The sequence below is a fragment of the Nocardia sp. NBC_00416 genome (assembly GCF_036032445.1).
In the GTDB taxonomy this organism is placed as follows: domain Bacteria; phylum Actinomycetota; class Actinomycetes; order Mycobacteriales; family Mycobacteriaceae; genus Nocardia.
In genome coordinates this window covers 6,627,150-6,648,834 of the sequence record NZ_CP107932.1, presented here as the reverse complement: position 1 = coordinate 6,648,834, position 21,685 = coordinate 6,627,150, and the positions used below count along the sequence as shown (strand labels likewise).

17 protein-coding genes are annotated in these 21,685 nt (G+C 69.3%); 6 read left to right on the top strand and 11 right to left on the bottom strand.

Annotation, left to right across the window (positions count from 1 at the left end; genetic code table 11):
- Nucleotides 1-393 precede the first annotated feature (393 nt).
- Entirely contained in the window at nt 394-2,253 is a 1,860-nt protein-coding gene (locus OG804_RS28855; protein ID WP_328391784.1) for a Na+/H+ antiporter, read from the bottom strand.
- Nucleotides 2,254-2,278: 25 nt separating this feature from the next.
- Entirely contained in the window at nt 2,279-4,009 is a 1,731-nt protein-coding gene (locus OG804_RS28850) for a PEP-utilizing enzyme (protein WP_328391783.1), read from the bottom strand.
- A 275-nt stretch (nt 4,010-4,284) separates the two neighbouring features.
- Between OG804_RS28850 and OG804_RS28845 the strand changes: the two genes are divergently transcribed.
- From OG804_RS28845 to OG804_RS28835, 3 genes are all read left to right on the top strand, one after another.
- Nucleotides 4,285-4,983, top strand: coding sequence for an ESX secretion-associated protein EspG (locus tag OG804_RS28845; RefSeq protein ID WP_328391782.1), 699 nt, complete (start codon nt 4,285-4,287; stop codon nt 4,981-4,983).
- A gap of 81 nt (nt 4,984-5,064) precedes the next feature.
- On the top strand, nt 5,065-5,439 hold the full coding sequence (locus tag OG804_RS28840; protein WP_328391781.1) for a hypothetical protein: 375 nt from the start codon (nt 5,065-5,067) through the stop codon (nt 5,437-5,439).
- 200 nt (nt 5,440-5,639) lie between these two features.
- The gene (locus OG804_RS28835) at nt 5,640-6,737 is read left to right on the top strand and encodes a hypothetical protein (RefSeq protein WP_328391780.1); all 1,098 of its coding nucleotides are present in this window, start codon (nt 5,640-5,642) and stop codon (nt 6,735-6,737) included.
- A gap of 52 nt (nt 6,738-6,789) precedes the next feature.
- On the opposite strand, the gene OG804_RS28830 is transcribed toward OG804_RS28835, so the two are convergent.
- From OG804_RS28830 to OG804_RS28815, 4 genes are all read right to left on the bottom strand, one after another.
- On the bottom strand, nt 6,790-8,157 hold the full coding sequence (locus OG804_RS28830; RefSeq protein ID WP_328391779.1) for a DoxX family protein: 1,368 nt from the start codon (nt 8,155-8,157) through the stop codon (nt 6,790-6,792).
- A gap of 213 nt (nt 8,158-8,370) precedes the next feature.
- Nucleotides 8,371-9,108 (bottom strand): SDR family NAD(P)-dependent oxidoreductase, encoded by a 738-nt coding sequence (locus OG804_RS28825; protein ID WP_328391778.1) that lies wholly within the window; start codon nt 9,106-9,108, stop codon nt 8,371-8,373.
- Between the two features lie 139 nt (nt 9,109-9,247).
- On the bottom strand, nt 9,248-9,481 hold the full coding sequence (locus OG804_RS28820) for a hypothetical protein (RefSeq protein ID WP_328391777.1): 234 nt from the start codon (nt 9,479-9,481) through the stop codon (nt 9,248-9,250).
- A 127-nt stretch (nt 9,482-9,608) separates the two neighbouring features.
- The gene (locus tag OG804_RS28815; protein WP_328391776.1) at nt 9,609-10,517 is read right to left on the bottom strand and encodes a hypothetical protein; all 909 of its coding nucleotides are present in this window, start codon (nt 10,515-10,517) and stop codon (nt 9,609-9,611) included.
- Between the two features lie 563 nt (nt 10,518-11,080).
- Here OG804_RS28815 and OG804_RS28810 point away from each other — a divergent pair.
- From OG804_RS28810 to OG804_RS28800, 3 genes are all read left to right on the top strand, one after another.
- A complete protein-coding gene (locus tag OG804_RS28810) occupies nt 11,081-11,986 on the top strand; it encodes an NADP-dependent oxidoreductase (protein ID WP_442941914.1) in 906 nt (301 codons plus the stop codon).
- A gap of 281 nt (nt 11,987-12,267) precedes the next feature.
- The gene (locus OG804_RS28805; RefSeq protein WP_328391774.1) at nt 12,268-13,167 is read left to right on the top strand and encodes a hypothetical protein; all 900 of its coding nucleotides are present in this window, start codon (nt 12,268-12,270) and stop codon (nt 13,165-13,167) included.
- 74 nt (nt 13,168-13,241) lie between these two features.
- Complete coding sequence (locus OG804_RS28800) at nt 13,242-13,901, top strand: endonuclease V (RefSeq protein WP_328391773.1); 660 nt, start codon at nt 13,242-13,244, stop codon at nt 13,899-13,901.
- A 99-nt stretch (nt 13,902-14,000) separates the two neighbouring features.
- Here OG804_RS28800 and proB read toward each other — a convergent pair whose 3' ends face one another.
- The 5 genes from proB to OG804_RS28775 form a co-directional block, all read right to left on the bottom strand.
- Entirely contained in the window at nt 14,001-15,122 is a 1,122-nt protein-coding gene (proB, locus tag OG804_RS28795) for a glutamate 5-kinase (protein ID WP_328391772.1), read from the bottom strand.
- 39 nt (nt 15,123-15,161) lie between these two features.
- A complete protein-coding gene (obgE, locus tag OG804_RS28790) occupies nt 15,162-16,619 on the bottom strand; it encodes a GTPase ObgE (RefSeq protein ID WP_328391771.1) in 1,458 nt (485 codons plus the stop codon).
- Nucleotides 16,620-16,827: 208 nt separating this feature from the next.
- Nucleotides 16,828-17,094: a 50S ribosomal protein L27 gene (gene rpmA / locus OG804_RS28785; RefSeq protein ID WP_328391770.1), complete on the bottom strand. Its 267-nt coding sequence runs from the start codon at nt 17,092-17,094 to the stop codon at nt 16,828-16,830.
- 45 nt (nt 17,095-17,139) lie between these two features.
- A complete protein-coding gene (rplU, locus tag OG804_RS28780; RefSeq protein WP_328391769.1) occupies nt 17,140-17,451 on the bottom strand; it encodes a 50S ribosomal protein L21 in 312 nt (103 codons plus the stop codon).
- Between the two features lie 369 nt (nt 17,452-17,820).
- Nucleotides 17,821-21,426, bottom strand: a complete 3,606-nt coding sequence (locus OG804_RS28775; protein WP_328391768.1) for a translation initiation factor IF-2 N-terminal domain-containing protein — start codon at nt 21,424-21,426, stop codon at nt 17,821-17,823.
- Nucleotides 21,427-21,685 lie beyond the last annotated feature (259 nt).

The window sequence follows — 21,685 nt, the reverse complement described above, 5'->3', positions numbered from 1 at the left end:
GGGTGGGACATGGACCGCCTCGCCGGCGAAAAAATCCACGATCCCGGAACGACAGTCACGCTCGATACGGAATACCGCGCACCGAATACGGTACCTACCGGATCTTCCGTGCCGCGAACGCCGGAAGAGGCGACACCGCGCACCCATTCGGAGATCGTGCGGAGCGGTGGAACACGCCTCTCGCGGTCGTGAATCTCTCGAAACCCGGTGGTGATCGTTCGATTGACGCCGAAAATAATCCGCGATGTTCAAACGTGATGCGGCATCACAGTACTCGCCGGCACGTCCATGTCAAACAGAACCGCCTCAGATCCCGCCTGTCCCTTGCTCTCCGAATCCGGCTCGGGCCCGACCGTCGACGACGAGCTCGTGTGGTGCTGACCGGCACCGGATTCAACCGAGAAGCTCGTCCACATAACACCAGCGCCACGCCTCCCCGGGCTCGACGCTGCGCATGACCGGATGCTCGGTCGCGCCGAAATGCGCGGTGGCGTGATTCCCGGGCGAGGAATCGCAGCAGGCGATATGCCCGCAGGTCAGGCACATTCGCAGATGAACCCAGATCAGCCCCTCCGCCAGACACTCCGCGCAGACATCGGGCTCGGTCGACTCGCACACCAGCGGGGCGGCCCTCAGGTGCGCGCAGTCGGCGGCATCGGCGACCGGGACCGCCAATGTCTCGACCCGCTCGTCGTCCTCGCCCTCGTCGAACCTGTCGATCATCGACTCTTCCAGGTCCAGCCGGGCCAGCACATGCTGCAGGATCTGGTAATCCGCGCCACCGGAGTCGCGAACCCGCAGGACGGTCTCCCGTTCGGCACGCAACATCACCAATCGCAGCCGACGATATTCGGCGGTCGGGGTGGCCAGTTCCGACTCGGGCCGGCCCAGCCGCTCCCACGCGGCGTTGGTCCGCCAGACGACCCGGTCGCGCAAGGACCGGACCACGTCCTCCGGGGTGTCCGGACCGACCGCTTCGTCGAGCGCGGCGAGCCCCGCGTTGGACGCCTGGGTGAGCAGATTCGCCTTCTGCAACGCGTCCTCCGCGCGACTGGGGCCGCGCAGCCGCAGCCGCCGCACCAGCCACGACAACGAGGTTCCCTGCACCAGCAGGGTGCCCCCGACGACGACCAGAGCCAGCAGTTTCAACACCGGCAACTGTGGAGTGTCCGCCGGGAGCAACAGGACGGCAGCCAGGGTCACCACCCCGCGCATACCGGCCCACGAGACCACCGTCGGGTGGCTCCACGGCTCCGCGGAACGACCGAACGCCCGTTCGAGCAGCGCCCACCCGAAAATCCACACCGGCCGGGCCAGCATCACCGCCAGCAGGACCGCGATCGCGGTGACGATCACGGTGGTGTGGTCGAGCCCGCTCTCCCAAGCCCCCTCGACGATCGCGCGCACCTGCAACCCGATGATCAGGAACACCGCGCTCTCCAGGATGAACTGGACAGTTCGCCAGTTGATCCGCTCCGCGGTACGCGAGGCCGCACTCTGCCACACCGGCGCGCCGTGCCCGAGGATCATCCCGCAGGTGACCACGGCGATGACCCCGGATGCGTGGATCTCCTCCGCGGGCAGATAGGCCAGGAACGGCGCGAGGAACGACAGCGTCGTGTCCAGGACCGGATCGGTGATCCGGCGGCGCAGCAGCGCGAGCGCGTACGCGACCGCGATACCGACCACCGCGCCGCCGCCCGCGGCGAGCAGGAAATCACCGCCCGCGTTCCACACCGACACAGCTCCCGCCGACGCGGCGATCGCGGTCCGCAACGCCACCAGGGCGGTCGCGTCGTTGAACAGTGATTCCGCTTCCAAGATGGACACGATGCGGCGGGGCATCCCGATCCGGCGCGCCACCGCGGTGGCCGCCACCGCGTCCGGCGGCGCCACCACCGCGCCCAACGCCACCGCGACCGCCAACGGGACGGGCAACAGCCACCACACGACGGCGGCCACCGCGAAGGTACTGAACAGCACCAAACCCACCGAGAGCAAGGCGATGGCGCCCATATTGGCCCGGAAATCCACCAGCGAGGTCCGGATCGCCGCGGTGTACAGCAGCGGCGGCAGCAGCCCGAGCAACACGATCTCCGGCTCCAGATGCACTTCGGGCACGAACGGCAGATACGACGCCGCCACCCCGGCCAGCGTCAGCGCCAGCGGCTCGGAGAGACCGAGCCGACGAGCAGCCGCCGCCACCGTCGCGGCCGCCGCCACGAGCACCACCAGGCCGATCGCAATATCCACCCGGGCATTCTCGCAGCTACAGCAGTCACGACACGCTCGCGCGCCCCCCGCCGGACAATACCGTCACCGTTCCCGCGGCTCCGTCGACCCGGATCCGCATACCGGTCCGCAGCCGCCGCGAACTCTGCGGTACCCGCACCACCGTGGGCACGCCGAGCTCACGCGCGGCGACCGCCACCCGGGTGAACGGGCCGCCGCGTTCGAGCACCAGCGCGGACGCCGACGGCAGCGCCGCCGCCCATCCCGGATCGGCGCGGTGGGCGACGAGAATTCCGCCGGTCACCGCACACGGTTCGTCCAGCACCACCGCGGCGTCATCGACGACGCCCGGTGCGGACGGCGTTCCGGTGAGCACCTCGCCGTCGCGCGCCACCGCGATATCGGTGCGCGGAATCCATCCCTGCGCTGCCAGTTCCGCATCGGACAGGCCTGGACCCACCGTGGTGAAATGCGCCGGGGCCACCAGCCGCGCGGCATCGATGCGCGCATCCTTGCGCGCGGCGACCCGCTCCCGCAGATCCGCCATCGGAACCTGGTCGTAGCAGCCGTGCAGTTCGCCCACGGTCAGATAGAAGACGTCGGTGGACTCGCCGAGGAGCCCGCGCGCCGCGAGATCATCACCCATCACCCGGACCATCCGCTTGACCACCGCGAACGCCCGAGCCCGGCAGAACCGGACACTCTCGCGGTGTGCGGCGCACCGCACGGCCTTCGACCGCACGCGGTCGAAGATCCAGCGGCGGGGACCGCTCAACCGCTCGTCGAGATACGCGTCCGGGTCCACCGCGCCGTCTCGCGCGCCCACCCGTGCCAGCTCGCCACGCAACAGGAGGAACAGCCCGGCCGGTTCCTCCCGCAGATCAGGGGATTCCAGAGCCCACTCACCCACACTCAGATACCCGTACCGCTCGAGATAGGCGTCGATCTCGGCAACGAACTCCTGATATCCGCGATCGCGCAGCGACTGCCGGATACGACCCGGTTCCGTCGCGGTCACCAGCGCGGCCAGATCTGGGTCGGCGTACGCGTGCCGGGCGAGTTCGGTCAGGGCGCGAACCGGTTCGGCGGATCCGATCGCCGCACCCGGACCCGTCACCGCGTACCGGAACCAGGCGGGCGCTTCCGGTAGGAATGCTTCGGTCAGCCGCGATATCACCCCGGTGAGGGTCAGCGAGACGGCGTCCAGCACCAGCATCGGACCCCAGCGCAGGACGAGGTCCCGGTCCACCCGGCGATAGGTCGCGTAGGCGTGCTCGCCGTGGACGGGTTCCAGTGCGTCGTAGCGGTCGTAGAACCGGCCGAACTCGAGGTGGAACTCCCGTGTCATCGCATCGATCCCGAACATCCGGCGCAGATAGGTCGCCGCCGTCCGGGTCCGGGACCGGGCCCGGCGCAGACCGGTTTCGAAAGTGAAGGGCGACAGGGTTGCGGCGATCTCGTCGGGCAGCGGTCCGGCGAGCCCCAGCACGGCCTCGAGCCCGCTGCGGTTCAGCCGGTTCCCGGGCGCGATTCCCGCCAGCCGATACCAGTGCAGCAGGTTGTAATACACCCGGTCGTGAAAGGTCCCCAGCAGATACGGGGTCCACGAATCCAGCTGCCGCACCTGGGCTTCCGGTACTCCGAGCGAACGCGCGTACTCCTGGCACACGCGGCCCCCTAACCCGGCCGCGGTGGTGAAGGTCAGTGGTGAGGTGCTCGGCGGGAAGTTCTCGACGGTATCCGCGTCGTCCCAGATCCGCGCCTCTCCGGGGGCCACCGGCTCCCCCGCGCCCCGGAGCACCGCCGCAGCGGCTGTCCCGTCATCTCCTGCACCGTATACCCGCAAGACCGACCTCCAACCCCGTCTGCGAAACAGAACATCGTTGTCCGTTCCGCATGAGTAAACCCGAGGAACAGCCTGTGTATCGCGTATTCGGATCTTGTGGCAGCGCACGGCGTCCAGTTCGTCGGCACCGGCCGAGGTCGGCACGCTACGAAACACCGGATAGTCTGTTGTAGCCTGCGCAGGTTTCGGTGAGGATGTGATTCCGCGTGAGTTGGAGCCTGACCCCCGATGAGTTCGCGCACGTATGGCGCCGAGCCGACCTGGACCGGCTCCCCTATCCCCTGCGGGTCCTCGAATCACCGCGTACCGAGCGCGATGCCCGGTTTCTGCACTCCGAACTCGCGCAACGGTTCCCACCGGATCCCGATCTGGATGCCTGTCTGCGCATTCTCGCCGCGCCGCACACCCGGGTGATCGCCATCGGCGGGTCCCCCGAGCCCGGCCGGGAACTACGTGTGCTGGGGTGCGTCGTGTACGACCGGGCGGTACTCGCGGTACAGGCGCCGGGACGGACCCGGGAGTTCGGCGGTCCGGTCCAGTTGTCGATCGGCCACAGTACGAAGCTCGGCTCCCGCCTGGCGGCCCTGCTCCCGAAGACCCCCGCCGGGCGCTATCCGGCCCGCACGGCCTCGGCCGCGGCGGTCCGTGACACCGAAACCGTCATCCAGGAGGAGCGGGCCGCGCCGCTGATCCGCAAACTCCTGTGCGCGCCGCATACCGCCGACGGACATATCCGCATCGAACCGCATCTGGACCGGCCGAAGCCGCCACCGCCCCTGCACTACAGCTGGCTCGATGTCGAGAACGACGGCCGGTACCTGCTCAAGGCCGACGAGAACGTGCACGTGGTGCCCACGTCCCCCGAACAACTCGCCGCGCATCTGCAGAAACGTATTCCCGGCTGAACCAAGATCAGGACCGGATGGCTGCCCCCGGCCCCCGGTTACGGTTACTCTGGGCGTGACCGACGGAGGGGTACGCCAGTCATGAAGATCGAAGACAGTCGAGCCGAGATCGTCCGGTTCCGCCAGGCAGCCCATGCGGGAACCGTCAAGTTCGATCCGGAAGCGGCGCGCCGCTGCGCGGAACTCTACGACCGGCAGGCCGACCGGCTCAGCTACCTCCGGCAGCGCCTGGACGACGTATCCGATCCGCACGGCTTCGGCGGGCTCGTCTCCGCCCAGCAGCTGCAGGCGGGTTTCGGGCACAAGGCCCGCGATGCCGCCGCCCTGCTCGACCACTACATCGAAGCCGCGTACCGCATGAAGGAAGCGTTCCTGATCAGCGGTGGCCTGTACGAAGAGGCCGACGCCGCGAACGCCGCAGCCGTGCGCGCCCTCGAATCGAGGCTCACGCGATGATGCGATACCTCCGCCTTCGCTGCGGCCTCCGCGGACCGCATGTACCCGACTCGAAGGAGGCAAGGTGATGCGATACCTCCCCATCCGCTCCGGCCTCCGCGGACCGCATGTGTTCGATTCGAAGGAGGCAAGGTGATGCGATACCTCCGCCTTCGCTGCGGCCTCCGCGGACCGCATGTACCCGACTCGAAGGAGGCTCGGTGAGAGGTTCCGATCCGGATTACATCAGTGCCATGGAGCATTTCGAAGCCATGCGCCATGAGGATATCCATCAGGCCACCCAGCAGATCGACGCCGGCGAGATACTGCGAATATCCGGTACCTGGATGCATGCCGCCACCACCCTGCAGACCTCCTTCCCGCTGACCCGCAGCGGCGCGGATCGCGTGATGAACGCGATGGAATGGGACGGTGCGGCCGCCGACGCCGCCTTCGCCAGCACCCGCAGTTTCGCCGCGTCGGTGGATGAACTCGCCGGGGTGCTGGGCCAGGTGGGTCTGCGTCTCGGCGCGGTGGCCGCGGCCGCGGAAGCGGTGAAGATCGCGGTGGTCGCGCCCGGAGATTCCGGCCCCGTCGGCGCCCTGGCCCGCCTGCTCGAGGCCGCGAAGGTCATCGACGCGCAGATGGTGCAGGAGGTCCTCCGGCAGGAGGCGGTCCTCACCATGAACATGGTCTACAAGCCGGCCTACACGGCCGCGGGCACAGCGGTTCCCACACTTCCCGAACCGCCGGCGGCTCCCGGTATGTTGACGCCCCTCACGCCGCCGACCGCACCCCGGACACCGGTCGATTCGGTCGTCGGCGCGGATTCCGCACCGGCGCCGCAGGATTCCGATTCGGCCGACCCGGGCCCGGCCGGCGACCCCACCGAATCCGGTGCCCCGCCGAACAGTTCCACCCCGCCGGCGCCCGCGCCACAGCGCCCTCCGGAATCCTCCGAACCGCCGCGGGAACCCGGCGGCGAAACACCGGCGCCCGCACCCGAGCCGCCAGCACCCACCGAGGCGCCTGCGCCCACACAGGGTTCGGCTCCGAGCGAGACGCCACCGGTGCCACCGGTGCCACCGCCGCCACCCGCACCAACTCCGGGAACGGAGCCCCCTACCGAGCAGGCGCCGCCTGCTCCGGCCCCGCCCCCCGCCGAACCACCCGCGCCCGCGCCGCCGCCTCCCCCGTCACCGGGGAAGAACCCGACCGCGGTCCCGCTCGCCGACCCGGCCGGCCAGCCCGGGATCACCGGTCCCGTCCCCGGGCAGCGTGCTCCCGACCAGCCGGGAGTGATTCCGCCACAGGCTTGATCCGCCGCCGGGCCCGTCGCCGAACACGCCGGGACTGCCCACCGGGCCAGGATCAGGACAGGGCCGGGTTCTCCTGCACCCAGTGGAACCGCGGGCCGTTCAGCGGGAAGGAGCCGGGGTCCACCGAGCGCAGGTCGATCGATATCGGCCGACCGTCGAGCCGACCCTCCAGCAGCAGCCTGCCCGATTCGGGACGGTCGTAGGTGAAGGCGCCGACAGGTGCGCCCCCGGCGCCCGATGGGTCGGCGAGCGTGAGGGTGTGCGCCGCGCCGTCGACCTGGGCCGCCGCCGTCACCAACTCACCGTCCATCCGCTGCACGGTCACCGCGCCTTCGGTTTCGACGACGAGCCGCTGCCACCGGATCTCATCGGTCAGCAGCGGTGGCGCCGGCTGCCCGTCCACCCGGAACTCGGTCACCTCCCACAGCCCGTACAGCGCCGGCTTCGGCGCGCCGCCGCCGTAGTCCTGCCAGGTCGACCAGCCGAGCAGCACCACACCGGCCACCAGCCAGACTCCGATCACCGCCTGTGCGAATCCGGCGATCCGGCCGGCCCGGCGACCGGTGAACAGCGGCGGTTGCACAGCGGGATCGGCGCGGCGGGCCAGCAGGAAGAAATCCGCGAACCGGCGGGCCTGCGGGGCGAGCAGGACCAGCGAGAAGAGCAGCAGATGGAACGACAGGATCTTGACCGGGACATCGAACGTCATATTCAGCACGAACACCTGCGCCATGCTCACGACACTCAGCATCGCCCCCAGGGTGGCGGTGCGCGGCGCCAGCAGCAGCAGCAGACCCCCGATCAGTTCCGCTACACCGAGCAGGATCTCGTAGACCGGCGCACTCCCCACCTGCAACCACAGCACCGAGATCGGGGAGAACTCGCCGTAGGGCTGGATCAGCGCGGAGAGCGGAGGCGGCGGCATCTGGGTCGGAATCGCCTTGGCGATCCCGTAGAACAGCATCTGTCCCGCAAGGCAGAGCCGCAGGCCGGTCAGGAACCACGCGGCCGCCCGCGGATACGCGAGCCGCCGGCGATCCAGCACCGACCACACCACAGCCGCCGCGGCGGCCACGACCAGCGCGCAGAACACCATCACCCAGATGATCGCCTGATCACCGCTGCCGGAGAACCGATAGAACTCGGCGTCGATGCCGAATACCGTGCTGGACACCCGTTCCAGCAGCGGACCGGCCTTCAACAACGGCCACACGGGGGCGGTGTCGGGCAACAGATCGTGCAGCACTCCGGTGAACACGAACAAGATCTGGCCGATCAGCACGCAGAAGAGCACGGAGTAGACCACGCCGAACCGGAAAACCACTCGCGCGGGCCACGACCAGCGCGCTGTCTCCGGACCGTCGGCATCCACCGGCAGATCGGGTCGGGATCCGGCGATCTCTTCGTCGATCACCCTCACACCGCACCTCGCTGTCCTGGACTGTTCGACGACCCACCCGACCGGCCCGAAACGGCACTCCACCCGATGGTAGAGCAGGTCCCGGACCCAGTGCCTCCGTGCGAACCCCGATACGGCCGTCCGCCTTTCGCATGACCCGGCCCGCGCCCGGCACTTCGGAGCCCGCCCGGTCTTCGGGCTCCGCTTCGGGCGCGGGCCGAAACGCGGACGCCGCTACCAGGCGATCGCCCCCTGCGCGCCGACGAAGGCGCCGTCGGTGTGCTGATCCGGCGATTCCACCGCCGCCAGCACGATCTGCGCGGCCTGCGCCGGTGTCGTCGGCGCGGAGGCCGCGGCCGGGGCGAGTTCGGTCGCGACGAATCCCGGACACACCGAGGTCACTCGGACCGTGGTGTCGGCGAGCGTTTTCGCCAGCCCGATGGTGATGCTGTTCAGTGCCGCCTTCGACGCCTGATACCCGGGCACGACCATCGAGTAGTACGGCGACTGCGGGTTACGCTGCTCGGTCAACGAACCCATCTCGGTGGAGACATTGACGATATGACCCGCCGCCGCGCGCCGCACCAGTGGCAGCAGCGCTTCGATCACATTGGCGGGGCCGAAGGTATTGGTCATCAATGTCTCGCTGAACGCGCCGGGATGGGCGAAGTTCACCGTTCCCGACGCGGTCGCCTCGGGCAGGATTCCGGCATTGTTCACCAGCACGTCGATGTGGTCGTGCCGTGCGGCGAGCGATTCGCGCAGGCATCGCGCGCTATCGATCGAGCACACGTCGAGGAGCTCGCCCTCGGCCGCGAGCCCGTCGGCCCGCATCTCCCGCACCACGGAATCCACCGCCTCGGCACGCCGCCCGGTGACGACGACCCGGTATCCCTTGCGGGCGAACGCCGTCGCGGTGGCGCGTCCGATTCCCCGGGTCGCGCCGGTGACCACCACGATTTTCTCCGACATATCGTTCCTTTCTCGATTCCGCTCTTGCCCTATGAGCATCGACGAAACGACACCCGGCGCGCTGGCAGGAAATCGCCGTGGCATTCACGCCGGCTGGATCATCTCCGAAACGGGCGAAGACTCGAAGGACGAACAGCGGTCAGGAGTTCTGCTCGATCATCGCGTGGAATTCTTCGGCGTGCCGACCGGATACCTCGAAGATCACGGTTGCCGGCTCGGCCGGACCGTGCTCCCCGGTGGTCGAGCCGGGAACGACCGACTGTGCCAGACGCCGCACTTCATCGAAGGTCAAAGCTCCCAGCTCCCGCTGCTTCCAGTGCACCTCGATGGGCGGTGTGGTCTCCAGGAGCGCGGTGAGCGCCGCACCGGCCACCGCCGTCGACCGGTGAGCCGACCGAGACTCGGTGCCGGTCTCCGGTAGCCGCCGTCCCGCGGACGGCGGCTACCGGGCCGGTCACCGAGTCACATTCAGCACGGCCGACGGCTCGCCCTCATCAACGTCAACGATCGGCCAGGGCGGTGGGCGCCTGCTGGGAAAGTGCGGCCGACCGGCCATTTCGCGAAGCGGCGGCTCCGGTGGCGGGCTGCGGCGTAGCGGATGTCCGGTTCGCGGGCCGGGGCCGGGGCCGCCGGGTGGGCGGCCGTTCGCGCCGCATCTGACCGAGCTGGTTGTCGTTGCGGCGCGGGAGTTCGGCGCGGGGCAGGAGGCGTTGTTTGCCGGCCTCCGGGGCACCCCGATCGTCGTCCTGATCCGGCTCGCCGCGGCCGAGCAGTTGAGGCTCGTACTGCACGACGAGTTCGAGCTGCGGTTCCAGGACGACGTCGATATCGTGGGCCGCGTCCCGACAGCTGCCCGGCAGCTCCTCCGCCATGGCACGGCGCGCAACCTCGACCCGCGCGGCGGCGTCGCTGTAGGCCGGGCGGATCCGGCTCCGCAGCCCGATGGCGATCACGGCGGTGATCATCGCGACCAGACCGCAGATCAGTGCCTGGTTCGTCAAGGCCACGGTGGCTACCTGCTGAGTCGTATCGGCGTCGGATTCCTTGCCGCCACCGAAGAGACCGTTCAGGATATCGCCGAGCGCGTCCTTCAGTTCGTCGTGATCTTCGGTCATCTCGCGGAACTCCGGCGCCTTGCCGTTGAGATACAGAAGTGTCACCGGAACGAATATCGCGTTGGCGATACTCGCGCCGATCACCGCGTTCAGTCCGGCGCCGGTCTTCCGGTACAACTGCGCACCGGCCAGGGCGACCACCGCGGCGATGCCGGTCAGCACGCCCCACACCCCGCTGATCGAAACGAGACCGTCGGTCAAGCGTTCGCCGACGTTGCGGAGCGCGGGGGTGGAGCCGTCGATACGCCCGAAAGCGTCGGTGCGCGCGTCGCCATAAGGACCCGAGGCGGACATCCACGGCTGGAAGAGGAGTACGAGCGTGAGCAGGCTCAGCGCTGTAATGGACCAACATTTCCAAGCGGATCGGAATTCGGAACTCGGTCGGCTGATATTGTTTCGCTGCCCTTGGAGTGAGTGTTCCATTTTATTTCGAATTCCGACCTTCGGGTCTATCGGTTTCGCTTGTGGCGAATTGTGAGGGAGTGCGTCGCATTCCCCGATGGACTGTTGTCGCCATCGACATTTATCAGGCTAGAGCACCAGATCCGCAGGTCAAATGGCTTGTGGATCACAAAGAGAGCTGCGACACAATACTTTCCGGTAACAAAGCGTTCGACGCCGGAGTAGCGATCCGGAGTCTGTCGCCGAAACATCCTGTAACGAGATGGTTTTCGGCACGTAACGCAATCTCGTCAGGCTCCGGTGCCGAGTACGCCCTGTGATCAGACCCACGACTTCCGTCGAGGCTCCGCAGCGAACTCGCACCGCGACACGGGAGCGGGCGCCGGCCGTCCGAGCTGGCAGACTGACGCGCGTCGCGGCAACCGCGACTCTCGGAGTCGAGATCGGAGCGAATGATGAAGGCGGTCCGTTTCAATCAGTTCGGCGGCCCGGAGGTCCTCGAGATCGTGGATCTCCCCGATCCGCATCCGGGTCCCGGCCGGATCCGGATCGCAGTGCGCGCGGCCGGCGTGAACCCGAGCGACTGGAAGAAGCGCGCGGGCCTGATGGATCCGGAGCTTCCGCAGACCCTGGGCCACGAGGCCGCCGGAATCGTCGACGAGCTCGGCGAAGGTGTCGCGGGCGTGGCCGTCGGTGATCGCGTGTTCGGCTTCTCCGACGAGGGCTCGGCCCAAGCCGAATCCGCGGTGCTGTCCCACTACGCGCCCATTCCGCCGTCGCTCGGCTTCCCGGGCGCCGCCGCACTGCCGACCGCCATCGAAACGGCCACGCGCGCCTTGGACGGGCTCGGCGTCGGGAGCGGCGACACACTGCTCGTCAACGGCGCCTCCGGGAACGTCGGCAGCGCAGCGGTACAGCTCGCCGTGGTACGCGGCGCACGTGTCATCGGAACCGCCGGTCCGGCGAACCAGGAATACCTGCGCTCGCTGGGGGCCGAGCCCGTCACATACGGCGAGGGATTGGTCGAACGGGTTCGCGCACGCACACCCGACGGCGTCGACCTCGCGCTCGATATCGCGGGCAGCGGGGTTCTGCCCCAACTCATCGATCTCGCCGGCGGGGCCGAACACGTCGTCACAGTCGCCGACTTCGTGGGAGCCCGGGAATACGGGGTGAAGTTCAGCAGCGGCGATACCGATGGTCGCGCGGTCCATGTGCTCGGCGAGATCGGCGATCTGATCGAGTCCGGGCGCTTCTCACCACCGGTCGCACAGACCTTCCCACTGGCCGATGTCGCAGAGGCGCACAAGGTGGGCGAGCGAGGACACGGACGCGGGAAGCTCGTGCTGCTCGTCGGCTGAGCCGCGCGAGGCGGATCCGGGGTAGCAGCCCGAACCGTGCCGTCGCCGTCGAAACCGGCAGCCTGTCCGGATGGCCTCGCGGCGTGGTGGCGGTCGAGGGCAGGTTGCGTCACGATCGCCCGGCCGGAATCGATTGTGCCGGGCCCGGGTCCGCCCGCACGGACGAAAACCGGCGCGGTCGGTGGCGCAGAGACGCCACCACCGCGCACGAAGCGGAGTTGCCGCTCGATTGCCGATATCATGCAGGCGCCCGATCGAATCCTGAAGTACAGGTAGTACCGATGACACGCCAGCCGCACACCGCACCCCCCGAGATGTCGACGGCCGAACCGGGGCCGGACGCGGTGGCCGATCCGCGGCCCGAACCGGCCCGGAACTTTTTCCCGCCACCGCGGGAGTTGCGCGGCAACCTGAACGGCTGGACCTATCCGGCGGTGTTCCTGGTCGCCGTCCTCGCCACGTTCCTGCTGGCGCAGGCGGCGCTGGCCCTGGATTCCGGCGAGCCGTTACGACCAGCGCTGCATATCGCGACCGCGGCCTGGGTCGCCTCGTACCTGCCGATGCTGTCGGCGACCTCGCGCGGCAGGTCGCGGATCCGGATCGAAGGCGCGCGATTCGCCAATGATCAGGACGCCCTGGTTGTGCGCCGGTCACTCGGCTACGAGGTGGCCCTCGTGGTCTGCTTCCTGAGCTTGGCGGCGCTCTGCGCGATCTTCGGCTTCGGCACCTGGACCCACACTCTCACGGTGCCCCTGCAACCGCTGGTTCCGCCGTGGCTCGCCCTGGGCACGGCCGCACTCGTGCTGCTCTACCTGTGCCTGTACGCGCGAAGACCCGAGATCCGGCGGCTGGTGCTGACGCCCATGCACATCGTGCTGCCCACCAAGACCTCGGTCGGGAACATGGTGAGCTGGACCTCGATCGAACGAATCGAAGTGGTGTCGCGCAACAATTCCAAAGGAACGATCCGGTTGTCCGCCCCCGGGCGCAAGCCCGGCCGCGCCGTCACCAAACGCATCCACGCGGAGAAGCTCTCGATCGGCTCGGCGGCCACGTACTGGCTGATCCGCTTTTATCACGAGAACCCCGACCTGCGCGCCGAACTCACCGACGACCGAGCCGCCGAACGTCTGCGCGCCTACGCGGTCGTCGTTCCCGAATTCGGCGCCGGACAGCGTTGATCGCGCGCCGTGAACCCGGAGGAACCGCCGCGCCGCTGGGCGCACCTCCCGGCCAGGACCATTAGGCTCCGCATATGGTGCGAGTGCGGCAGATGCACGAGTGGGCGGTGAGCGCGGACGAGGCCGTCACCATTCAGCAGAGCCTGCGGGCCCAGGTCCGGGTACGCGACGAGCACGGCCCGATCCAGCGGGTCGCGGGCCTGGATGTCGCCTATCGCGACCCTGATATCGCGATCGGTGTGGTGACCGTGCTGGACCTGGATTCACTGGCCGTGATCGACCGGGCCGTCGTCCGTGAGAAAGTCGAATTTCCTTATGTATCTGGTCTTTTCGCCTTCCGGGAGATCCCGGCACTGGTTCGCGCGCTCGAGGCGCTGAGCGCCGAGCCCGACGCGCTGATCTGCGACGGTCACGGGCTTGCCCATCCTCGCCGCTTCGGACTCGCCGCGCATCTGGGGGTGCTCACCGATCTGCCCAGCGTCGGAGTCGCGAAGAAACCCTTCGGCGCGCACACAGAACCCGGACCTGCCCGGGGCGACTGGACCCCGGTCACCGCCGACGGCGAGGTCGTCGGCCGCGCCCTGCGCACCCAGCCCGGGGTCACACCGGTTTTCGTGTCGGTGGGCCACCGCTTCGCCCTCGATTCCGCCTGCGCTCTCGTGTTGCGTCTCGCCCCGCGCTACCGGCTGCCCGAAACCACCCGCACGGCAGATCATCTGGGCCGTATCTCCTGATTCCGGCCGCTCGAGATTTGCGGTGCACGTCGCACCGTCGTCTCGGCCGTGATCCCGATCGGAGCCACGAACCTCGGGAAGACGGCGGGGTCGCCTGAATTACACCTTCACGAGGTCGTCCGCGTGGATCACCGGGCGCTGCATACCGTCCGGCAACTCCCGGGTGGATCGACCGAGCACGGTCACGAGTTCGGCGGCGTCGTATTCCACCACACCCCGGGCCACGACGGAACGGTCCGGGCCGATGAGGTCGACCACGTCGCCGCCGTGGAAACGCCCCCGAACCGCAACGATACCGGCGGCCAGCAATGACCGGCGGGCGTTGGCCACCGCGTCGACCGCACCGGAATCGATGAGGATCGCACCCCGGCTGTCCGCGGCGTGCCGGACCCAGAACCGGCGCGCCGACAAACGCACCGGCCGGGCGGCGAAAGCCGTTCCCACCGTACCGGTGCCGAGCGCCTCGGCGGCTTCGTCGGCCGCCGCCAGCAGGACCGGCACACCCGCATCCGCCGCCAACCGGGCGGCGGACAGTTTGGAAGCCATCCCACCGGTCCCGAGTACACCGCCGCTGCCGGCGATCACACCGTCGAGGTCGGCGCTGGTGCGCACCTCACCGATGAAACTCGCGTTCCCCTTGCGCGGGTCGCCGTCGTAGAGCCCGGCCACATCCGACAGCAGGAACAACGCGTCGGCGCCCACCAGGTGGGCCACCAGGGCGGCGAGGCGATCGTTATCGCCGAACCTGATCTCCTCGGTGGCGACGGTATCGTTCTCGTTCACCACCGCGACCGCACCGAGCGACCGCAACCGGTCGAGCGTGCGCTGGGCATTGCGGTGGTGTTCGCGGCGGGCGAAGTCGTCCGCGCTGAGCAGGATCTGACCGACTGTGCGGTCGTAGCGGGCGAACGAGGTGCCCCAGGCGTGCACGAGAGCGAGCTGCCCGACGCTGGCCGCCGCCTGTTTGGTGGCGAGGTCGCGAGGCCGCCGGCTCAGCCCGAGCGGGGCCAGGCCCGCGCCGATCGCACCGGAGGACACCACGACCACATCGGACCCGGCCCGCATCCGCGCCTCGATGGCGTCCGCGAGCCGGTCCAGCCGGGTGATGTCCAGGCCACCGGTCAGGCTGGTGAGCGCCGATGATCCGATCTTGACGACAACCCGCCGGGCCCCGGCGATCGACTGCCGGGCATCACTGAGTTCTAACGGAACCCGGGTCACGGCCGTGCCCCTGCTCCGCGGTTCCCCGAACTCACCTGCCTACTCTCCGCTCTCCTCGTCGACCAGACCGCGCCGCACCCGCGACGCGTGCTTACGCTCGGCCGCGCCGACCCGGTCGGTCTGTTCCAACCGGATATCGGTGCCGCGGCCGGTCGGAACGATATCGGTACCGGCGCCGATCTGCGGTTCCCAGTCGAAAGTGACGTCGCCGATGATCACCGACGCACCGGGTTGCGCGCCCAGCCGTACCAGTGCGTCCTCGACGCCGAGCCGGGCCAGCCGGTCGGCCAGATAACCGACGGCCTCGTCGTTGTCGAACTGGGTCTGCCGGACCCAGCGTTCGGGCCGGGTACCGCGCACGATGAACCCACCCGTTTCCTCGGGATCAGCGCGCACGGTGAATCCCGACTCGTCCGCCGGAATCGGCCGGATGACCGGTCGTTTCGGTTCGGCCTTCGGATGTGCGTCGCGGTAGGCCTGCACCGATTCGGCGAGCGCGAAGGTCAACTGCCGCAGGCCGGAGTGGGCGACGGCCGAGATCCGGAACACCGGCCAGCCCCGCGCCTCCAGTTCCGGGGTGACCAGGTCCGCGAGGTCATCCGCGTCGGGAACGTCGACCTTGTTGAGTATCACCACGCGCGGCCGGTCGGCGAGGTCGCCCAGGCTCACGTCACCGTGCAGCGCCGGTTTGTAGGCCGCGAGTTCGGCTTCGAGAGCGTCGATATCGGATAGCGGGTCGCGCCCGGGTTCCAGCGTCGCGAGATCGACCACATGCGCCAGGACCGCGCAGCGCTCCAGATGGCGCAGGAAGTCCAGGCCGAGTCCGCGGCCCTCGCTGGCGCCGGGAATGAGGCCCGGGACATCGGCGACCGTGAATGTGGTGTCCCCGGCGTTCACCACACCGAGGTTCGGCACGAGTGTGGTGAAGGGATAGTCGGCGATCTTCGGTTTGGCCGCGGACAGCACCGAGACCAGCGACGACTTCCCCGCGGACGGGAAGCCGACCAGACCCACATCGGCCACGGATCTGAGTTCGAGAACCGCATCGTGGGCCTCCCCCTCTTCTCCGAGCAGCGCGAAACCGGGCGCCTTGCGCGCCCGGGAGACCAGCGCGGCGTTGCCCAGACCGCCACGACCGCCCTTCGCGATCACGAAGCGGTTGCCCGCCCCCACCAGGTCCATCAGGACCTCGCCGTCGGCATCGAGGACGACAGTCCCGTCCGGGACCTTCAACAGCAGTTCGGCGCCCTTCTTCCCGTCCCGGTTCCCGCCCTCACCGGGCTTACCGTTACCGGCTTTCGCATGCGGGTGGAAATGGAAGTCCAGCAGGGTGTGCACATTGGCGTCGACCTCGAGGATCACATCCCCGCCGTTGCCGCCGTTGCCGCCGTCGGGCCCGCCGAGTGGTTTGAATTTCTCCCGGTGCACCGACGCGCAGCCGTGCCCGCCGTTGCCGGCACGGACATGAAGAACGACACGGTCGATGAACTTGGCCATGGCCGGATCATCCTCCTCTGGGTTCGGGGGGGGTGGGATGGGCACTGCGTTCGGGGGGTCGGACCGGCACTGCCCGGGGGTCCGGAAGGCACACCGCCCGCTCCCGGACCGTGCCCGGGCGGTGTAGCGGCGGCGTGCGCAGAAACGCGAAAAGCGGGTCGAGGGTTTGTCACCCTGACCCGCTCGCTGTGGTGGAGTCGTCAGCCGGTCAGGCTTCGACCGGCTCCGGGACCACGATGTTGACGGTCTTACGACCACGCTTGCTGCCGAATTCGACGGCACCCGCCGACAGGGCGAACAGGGTGTCGTCGCCACCGCGGCCGACATTCACGCCGGGGTGGAAGTGGGTGCCACGCTGCCGCACCAGGATCTCGCCGGCCTTGACCGACTGCCCGCCGAAACGCTTCACGCCGAGCCGCTGGGAATTGGAATCGCGGCCGTTCCGGGAGCTGGATGCGCCCTTCTTATGTGCCATTGCTGATACTCCTTCAGCGCGGGCCTGTGCGGCCTGCGGGGGTGGTTACTTGATGCCGGTGACCTTCAGGACCGTCAGCGGCTGACGGTGACCCTGGCGCTTGTGGTATCCGGTCTTGTTCTTGAACTTGTGGATGCGGATCTTCGGGCCCTTGGTCTGCTCGACCACCTCGGCCGACACCGAAACCTTCGCGAGCTTGTCGGCTGCGGTGGTCAGCTCGGCGCCCTCGACGACGAGCACCGGCGACAGTGCCACGGAGGTGCCCGGCGCACCCTCGATCTTCTCGACCTTCACCAGGTCACCGACCGCGACCTTGTACTGCTTTCCGCCGGTCTTGACGATCGCGTACGTTGCCATCGGTCGGCTGCCCTTCTTCCTTTGGTGCTCGGCACTCGTTCGCGGTTGTTCCCGGTTCGCACCGGGATCCGCCGCACGATTGGTCTGGTAATCACCGCCGCCTCAGCGTCTGGTGGCTCTCGGTAACGGGAACCGGCCACGGAACAGCACATGCTGTCGCCGGGCAGCGACTGGCCAAGATTACAGGATGGCGGTGCATGCGACCAAACCGGTCCCCACGCGTCCCGCCGCCGCGATCGCCGTACCACCCGGAGGCCGCCCGGAACCGAGGTCGCGCGGATCTCGGGCCGAGGCGCGAAAACAGCCGTCCCGGCCCGGCAGACCAGCGCCCGGCCCGTGATCCACGGGCCGGGCGCTGGTTTGTCGAACTCAGTTCTGTTCTTCGACCGGCGGCCCGGAGGGACGACCGGCGGCCCGGCGGCGCACCCGGCGCACCGGAACTTCGACCTCCGGCGGATCGATCGGCAATTCGGCCACCGGCTCAGCGGGCTGCTCCGGTGTCGCCAGCACGAACACCGCGCCCGTGCTGTCGGCGGCCGGAGCGGAGGTCGACCGGGCCACCCGACGCCGCCGGGCCCGTGTACCGGGTGCTCCGTCAGCGGCCGGATCAGGTGTGCGGGCGGGCTCTGCCGCCTGCTCCCGTACCGGCTCGGCCTCGGGTGCGGCCTGCGGCGCGTGGCCCGAACCGTTGCGCTCCGCCGCCGGCGCGGTCTCCGGGATCGGATCCACGGCGACCTCGACAGGTGTCTCGGCTGCCTCCTCCGGAGCCGCCTCGCCGACCGGGACCTCGGACTCCGAGACGGCCGGGCCGCCCTCGTCCGCGGCACTCGGCTCGACGGCAACCGGCTCGGCAGCCGGCTCCGGGGTAGTCGCGGAGTCGGCATGGGCGCCGCTGCTGCCGTTGCGCTGACGGGCCGCGGCCTCACCTGATGCTCCGGCGGCACCGGCGGATCGGCGGACACGGCCGCGGCGGCGCCGTGGTTCGCCGGCGCTCTTCTCCGCATCGGCGGCGTCACCCGCTGGGGGCTGCGCACCGCCCTCGCTCGCTTCGGGCTCGGAGCCGGACTTCCCGCCCCTGCGCGCCGGCTGTTCGGCCGAATCCTGCTTCGCGGCGCTGGATGCCGCGGCTGCCTGATCAATGTCGTCGTCCGGGTGATTGGCGGCCATGGCCAAGGCCACCGGGTGGGCCCGTTTGGCCGCGGCCTCCTCCTCCGAGATCTCGGGAGCGGCCGCCTGCTCGGCGGCGGGCGCGGGCGCGGGAGCCGCCGCGGGCTTGTCGCGGTTACGGCGCCGCCGCGAACCGGACTCGCGACCGCGGCCCGCACTCTCGTCGGACCCGGCCGGGTCGACCGGGTAGCTGTGCACCAGGACGCCGCGCCCGTGGCAGTGCTCACAGGTCGTGGAGAAGGCCTCCACCAGACCGGTACCGAGCTTCTTGCGGGTCATCTGCACCAGACCCAGCGAGGTCACCTCGGAGACCTGGTGCCGGGTGCGGTCGCGACCCAGGGCCTCGGTGAGTCGGCGCAGCACCAGGTCGCGGTTGGACTCCAGGACCATATCGATGAAGTCGACCACGATCATGCCGCCGATATCGCGCAGCCGCATCTGGCGCACGATCTCCTCGGCGGCCTCGAGATTGTTCCGGGTGACCGTTTCCTCCAGGTTGCCGCCGCCGGAACCGGTGAACTTACCGGTGTTGACGTCGACCACCGTCATGGCTTCGGTGCGGTCGATCACCAGGGTGCCGCCGGAGGGCAGCCACACCTTGCGGTCGAGGGCCTTGGCCAGCTGTTCGTCGATGCGGTAGGTCTCGAAGACATCGACGCCGTTGTTCTCGTGCCGGGATACCCGGGCGAGTAGATCGGGAGCGACGGTACCGATGTAGTTCTCGACGGTGTTCCAGGACAGTTCGCCCTCGATCACCAGCTTCGAGAAATCCTCGTTGAACAGATCGCGGACGACCTTGACCAGCAGGTCCGGCTCTTCGTAGAGGGTTTTCGGGGCGTTCGACTCTTTCTCGGCGGCCGCGGCGATCTTGCGCCACACGGCCTGCAGGCGCTCGACGTCGCGGGTCAGTTCCGCTTCGCTCACGCCCTCGGACGCGGTCCGGATGATGACACCGGCGTCGGCGGGGACGATATCGCGCAGAATCTCCTTGAGCCGTTTGCGCTCGGTATCGGGCAGTTTGCGGCTGATACCGGTGGAAGTGCCGCCGGGCACATACACCAGGAAGCGGCCGGCCATGCTGATCTGGGTGGTGAGCCGGGCACCCTTGTGGCCGACCGGATCCTTGCTCACCTGGACCAGCACCTGATCGCCGGGTTTGAGGGCCTGCTCGATCTTGCGTTCCCGGCCGCCGAGCCCGGCGGCCTCCCAGTTGACCTCACCGGCGTAGAGCACGCCGTTGCGGCCCCGCCCGATATCGACGAACGCGGCCTCCATGCTCGGCAGGACGTTCTGCACCTTGCCCAGGTAGACATTGCCCACCATGGACGCCGACCCGGTGCTGGTGACGAAATGCTCGACCAGGATGTTGTCCTCGAGCACCGCGACCTGGGTGGCAGACGGGTGACCGGGGAATTCCTTCTCCCGGACGACCATCACCCGGTCGACCGCCTCACGCCGGGCCAGGAACTCCGATTCGGTGAGAATCGGCGGCCGGCGGCGGCCGGCTTCCCGGCCGTCGCGGCGACGCTGCCGTTTGGCCTCGAGCCGGGTGGAACCGGAAATGCCCTGGACCTCGTCGACGGTGGCACGGGCGCGCGTCTTGTTCCGCGGCTCCCGCTCGTGGACGACGGTATTGGGTGGGTCGTCCTCGGACGATTCGGCCTCGCCGGATTCCCCGCCGACCTTCCGCCGACGGCGACGCCGACGCCGACGGCTCGCACCGCTCTCGGAGTCTTCGCTCCCGGCGCCGGAGTCCTCGGCCGCGGAATCGTCGCTGTCCTCGGATTCCGTGTCTTTCGCACCGGCGGTGGCGGGCGCTTCCTCCGACTCCGCGGTCGCGCCGTCCTCGGCGTCGGCGTCGGTGTCGTCGGAATCGGATGCCTGTTCACCCCGGCCCCGGCCACGACCACGCCGGCCGCGACGGCGACGCCGCGGCTGATCGTCGGAGTCACCGCCCTGGTCGGACTGGTCGTCCTCGGATTCGGCGCTGGACTCGATGTCGGCATCACTGTCCGGGCCGGCGTCGGCCTCGGGTTCGGGTTCGGGTTCCGGTTTGCGGCGACGACGCGGTTGTTCGGCCGCGGCGGCGTCCGGGGAGAGGAACAGCGGGGCCGCGACGAACGCGGATTCGAAAACGACCGGTTCGACGGCCGCCGGTTCCTCCCGGACCGGGCTCGCGAACAGGTTCAACGCGGCCGTGAAAGCAGGTGGCGGGGCCGAGGCGCCCAGCTCGGCGGCGGAGATCTCGGCCGACACCGGGACGGCCTCCGCGGGCCGGTCGGCATCGGTCGCCGCGGGCGGCGAACCCGCTGCGGGCCGGTCGCCGGACGACGCGGGGTCGGCTGCGGTCTCGGGCGCGTTCCGCTCCGCCGCGGCGGGAGCGAGCCCCGGCCCGGCGGCCACGGTCTCGGGCGCCGCCGGCTCCGCCGGTTCCCACACCGCGGACCCGGCCGACACCGGCTCCGTCCCGATGCCAGGGATTTGCCCGGACCCGGTGCCGGGCTCCGCGGCCGGAGGCTGCGCCGACACCGGTGTGTCCGCGGCTGTCGCGGCAGACCCGGCCGGCTCGAAAAGGCCCGGTTCGGCGGGATTCAGGTTGGGAGTGGTCAGCGATTCGCGGACCGACTCCGCTACAGCCCGGTCCACGCTCGACTGCGGGCTGCGGGCTTCGGTCCCGAGTTCGCTGAGTTTGGCCAGGATGCGTTTACTGGTAACGCCGAGCCGTTTGGCTAGGGCGTGCACTCGGATTCGCTCCGGCAAGTGATCGTCGTCCTGTGATGTTGTGTCCAGCGGCTCTTGATCGGCCACGAAGTCTCCTCGGGCCCCCGGGCGCGTTCCTCTTCGAGTGACGCGGCCGTCGCGGGGGCGCTTTCCGTCCGCCTCGCGCGGTTGGCGCAAGGTCAATGGTCTCGCCCCGCGTGCCCGGTTATCTCCACTATCGAACGTCGGTCGGGCTAACTGGCCACGCGGCGCCTGGCATATGGCTGAACTCCGCAGGCGAGCCCTCGCCCAGCGCGCCGGGCAGACGCAGCCCAGAAATTCGGCTGTACGTCCGCGGCAGCGATGG